Source organism: Hyphomonas sp. (assembly GCF_046313735.1).
Classification (GTDB): Bacteria; Pseudomonadota; Alphaproteobacteria; order Caulobacterales; family Hyphomonadaceae; genus Hyphomonas.
Window position 1 is genome coordinate 1 of the sequence record NZ_JBKBXW010000060.1, and the last position, 4,107, is coordinate 4,107.

General features: G+C 66.5%; 4 protein-coding genes. All 4 read left to right on the forward strand.

Going from position 1 to position 4,107, the window contains the following annotated elements; translation table 11 throughout:
- A partial coding sequence (astD, locus tag ACK4SV_RS16045; RefSeq protein WP_409918849.1) for a succinylglutamate-semialdehyde dehydrogenase occupies positions 1-1,534 on the forward strand: 1,534 nt, incomplete at its 5' end.
- 12 nt (positions 1,535-1,546) lie between these two features.
- Positions 1,547-2,380 carry a class I SAM-dependent methyltransferase gene (locus ACK4SV_RS16050; RefSeq protein ID WP_409918850.1) on the forward strand — a complete coding sequence of 278 codons (834 nt, stop codon included), beginning with the start codon at positions 1,547-1,549 and terminating at the stop codon, positions 2,378-2,380.
- A complete protein-coding gene (locus ACK4SV_RS16055) occupies positions 2,377-3,699 on the forward strand; it encodes an N-succinylarginine dihydrolase (protein WP_409918851.1) in 1,323 nt (440 codons plus the stop codon). Before ACK4SV_RS16050 ends, ACK4SV_RS16055 begins: the two co-directional genes overlap by 4 nt.
- Positions 3,696-4,107 (forward strand): glutathione S-transferase N-terminal domain-containing protein (locus tag ACK4SV_RS16060; protein WP_409918852.1); only part of this gene is annotated, 412 nt, incomplete at its 3' end. The genes ACK4SV_RS16055 and ACK4SV_RS16060, both read left to right, overlap by 4 nt.

Sequence of the window (4,107 nt, forward strand, 5' to 3'; positions counted from 1 at the left end):
TGATCGCCGGGGCGGATGTGCTCGAAGCCCTGCGCCTCAAGCCGGGCAGCCCGGCGCGCGTCTGGATGAGGGGCCACTGATGCAGCACGGTGTGTATATCGATGGAAGCTGGCGCGAGGGACGGGGCGAGCCATTTGCCAAGACCTGTCCGGCAACGGGCGAGACCGCCTGGGAAGGGCGCGCCGCGAGCGCCGAGGAGGTCTCCGAGGCAGTCGCCTCAGCACACGGAGCGTTCACGGACTGGTCACGCCGTCCGCTGACGGAACGTACTGAAATCCTGGAACGCTATGCCACAAGGCTTGGCGAGATGAAGCCGCAACTGGCGCGCGCGATCAGCCGCGACATGGGCAAGGCGCTGTGGGATTCCGAAGGCGAAGCGGCGACGATGCAGGCCAAGATCGCTGTCTCCATTGCGGCGCTGAAGGAGCGGGCTGGCTCGCGCGTCGAGGCGGCGGCCTTTGGCGAGGCCAGGCTGACGCATCGCCCGCACGGCGTCATGGCCGTGTACGGACCGTTCAATTTTCCCGGCCATCTGCCGAACGGCCATATCGTGCCGGCGCTGCTGGCGGGCAACACCTGCGTGTTCAAGCCGTCCGAACTGGCGCCGTCCGTGGCCGCGCTGATGGCGGAGGCGTTCGCCGAAGCGGGCCTGCCGCCCGGCTGTGTCAACATCGTGCAGGGCGGGCGGGATACCGGCGCGGCGCTCCTCGAGGCGGAGATCAACGGCCTCCTCTTCACCGGCTCAGCGGCGACCGGAGTTTTCTTCCACAAGCATTTTGCCGGCCGGCCAGAGGTCATCCTCGCGCTGGAGATGGGCGGCAACAATCCGCTCATCGTCTGGGACCCCGCAGATGTCGAGGCCGCCGCCGACATCGCGGCGCAATCCGCTTATCTCACGACCGGCCAGCGCTGCTCCTGCGCGCGCCGGCTCATTCTGCCCGAAGGCGCGTTTGGCGACGCGGTCGTGGAGGCGATTGCGGCGCGCGCCAGAGCGCTGAAGATCGGCGCCTGGGATGAGCCCGGTATCTTCATGGGGCCGCTCGTTTCTGAACACGCCGCCAGCCAGGCAGAAGACTTTCAGCAGATGCTCATCTCCAAAGGCGGACGGATTATCGTGCCGCTTGAACGCTTGGCGCGCGGCGGCGGCTTCGTCTCGGCGGGGTTTGTTGATGTAACGGACGCCCGTGATATTCCGGATGAGGAGCTTTTCGGGCCGCTCCTCCAAGTCTACCGCGTCAAGGATTTCGATGCCGCCGTGGCGCGTGCGAATGCCACGAAGTATGGCCTCTCGGCGGGGCTTGTCTGTGATGACGACGCGGCTTGGGACATCGCCTGCCGTGACATCCGCGCGGGCATTCTGAACCGCAACCGCCTGACGGCCGGCGCCAGCGGCAGCATGCCCTTCGGCGGGCCGGGCCTGTCAGGAAATTTCCGTCCGGGGGCGTATTATGCGGCGGACTACGCCGCCTGGCCGCAGGCGAGCCAGACAGCGCCAAAGGCTGCGCGCATGAAGGCGCCGGGTTTCCCGGAATGAGAGGCGATACGCATGGATAACTCTGCCCAGATCGACTATTGGAACGGCCCGGCGGGCGAAAAATGGGTCCGCGATGCCGACCGGCTGGACCGGATGCTCGCACCGTTCGCAGACGCCGTCATCGCTCCGGTCAAATTCGTCCCTGGACAGAAGGTTCTCGATGTCGGCTGCGGCGCGGGCGCCTTGTCGCTTGGCATTGAAGCGGCCGCCGTCAATGTCGCGATCACCGGGGTGGATGTATCCGAGCCGCTGATTGCCCTCGCGCGCAGCCGGGCACAGGCCGTGTCGGCGCGGTCCGAATTTGTCGTGGCGGACGCCGCGGCGTGGCAACCGAAGGAGCCGGTCGATGCGGTCGTCTCGCGCTTCGGCGTGATGTTCTTCGAAGATCCGGCGGGCGCGTTCCTGAACCTCCGTATGGCAACCAAACCGGGCGGGCAGCTGAGCTTTGCCTGCTGGCGTCCGCTCCCGGAGAATGATTGGGCCATGATGCCGCTGCAATGCGCACTACCTTTCCTGAAGGAGGCGCCGCAAATGCCCGAGCCCGGCGCCCCCGGGCCCTTTTCCTTCGGCGATGCGGGCTATGTCACGGACATCCTCACGCGCTCGGGCTGGCGCGAGGTCACCATCGCGCCCTGGGATGGGGAGATCAGCCTGCCCGGCGCAAGCCCGGCCGAGACCGCGGCCTTCATGATAGAGATCGGCCCGCTGACACGGTTGATCAAGGAGCAGGCGCTCGAGGAGGCGGCCATCCTTGAGGCCGTAGAGGCCGGCCTCAAAGAAAGGGCGGGTACGGATGGCCGGACGCGGCTCAAGGCAGCGGCCTGGATCATCGGGGCGCGCGCATGAGCCTCGCCGCCGAAGTCAATTTCGATGGCCTGATCGGGCCGAGCCATAATTATGGCGGGCTGTCCGATGGCAATCTCGCCAGCGCTACCAATGCCGGCGACGTCTCCAACCCGCGCGAAGCGGCGCTGCAGGGGCTGGAGAAGATGCGCCTCCTGGTGCGCGCGGGGCTGGTCCAGGGCGTGCTGCCGCCCCTGCCGCGTCCGAATTTTGATCTGCTGGTGTCTGCCGGTTTTGGCGGCAGCGATGCGCAGATCATCGAGGCGGCCGCGCAGGCGTCGCCGCGCCTGCTGAAGGCGGCCTATTCGGCCAGCAATATGTGGACGGCCAATGCCGCCACCGTGTCACCTTCGGCCGATACCGGCGATGGCCGGCTGCACCTGACCGTCGCCAACCTCTCCACCATGCTGCACCGCAGCCTCGAACATCCGGACACGACCGCCGCGCTGATCTCGATCTTCACCGGCGATGAACACTTCGCCGTGCATCCCGCCCTGCCGATGCATGCGGACTTTTCGGATGAAGGCGCCGCCAATCATGTCCGTCTGTGTGCGGAACATGGTGCGACCGGTATTGAGCTATTCGTCTATGGCCGGGATGCGGGCGAGAGCGCCGCCGGATTCCCCGCGCGCCAGACACGGCTGGCCGCCGAAGCGGTCGCCCGCTCGCATGGTCTGGACGCGGCGCACACGGTGTTCCTGCGTCAATCAAAACGCGCGATTGACGCCGGCGCCTTCCACAATGATGTCGTCTGCGTCGGCGCGCTGGAGACGCTGTTCTTCCATGAGGCGGCATTTGAAGATGCGCCCGCCACCCTGGAGGCCCTGCGCCGCGCGTCTGAGGGGCTGTTCGCGTTCAAGCCCGTGATGGTCAGCGAAGCGGATGTGCCGCTCGGCGATGCCATCCGGTCCTACCTGTTTAATTCACAGCTTCTTCAGTTCCCGGACGAAGACAGGCTGGTCCTGCTCGCGCCCAGCGAAGTTCAGGACACGGAGTCTACGCGCCGCTATTGCGAAGCGCTGACCGCCGGCAACGGGCCGATCGGGCGCGTCGAGTTCGTCGATGTCCGCCAGTCCATGCGCAATGGCGGCGGGCCTGCCTGCCTGCGGCTGCGGGTCGTGATGACCGAAGACGAGCTGGAAGCCTGCCGCCCCGGCGTCCTTATGGACGAGGAACGCATCGATGAGCTCCAGGCCGTCATCCGGCGCACCTACCGCGACCGGCTCAGCCCGTCCGACCTCGCCGACCCCGCCTTTGCCGATGAATGCCGCATGGCGCGCGAGGAATTGCTCAGAGTGCTCGAACTGGAGGAGCTTGCATGATCCGGCTGTATGATTACTGGCGCTCTTCGGCGGCCTACCGTGTACGGATCGCGCTGAACCTGAAGGGCGCGGATTACGCGCTGATGCCCGTCAACATCCTTCCGGGCAAGGATGAACAGAAGGCGCCAGACTATCAGTCCATCAACCCGCAGATGCGGGTGCCGTCGATCGAGGTCGACGGCCAGGTCGCAGGCCAGTCGATGGCGATCCTCGAATGGATCGATGAGACCCTGCCGGGGCCGCGTCTGTTGCCGGAGGATCCCTGGGCGCGCCTTCAGGTGCGGGCTTTCGCGGATGTCATCGCCTGCGACATCCATCCCCTCAATAATCTCAGCCCGCTGGCTTACCTGCGCGAACAGTTCGGCGCCGACGAGGCGGCCGTGGCGCGCTGGTACGGCGAATGGATCG

Bases quoted from the DNA above. Each gene is read 5' to 3' on its own strand.
- ACK4SV_RS16050 (WP_409918850.1), top strand. From the start codon at position 1,547: ATGGATAACTCTGCCCAGATCGACTATTGGAACGGCCCGGCGGGCGAA.
- ACK4SV_RS16055 (WP_409918851.1), top strand. From the start codon at position 2,377: ATGAGCCTCGCCGCCGAAGTCAATTTCGATGGCCTGATCGGGCCGAGC.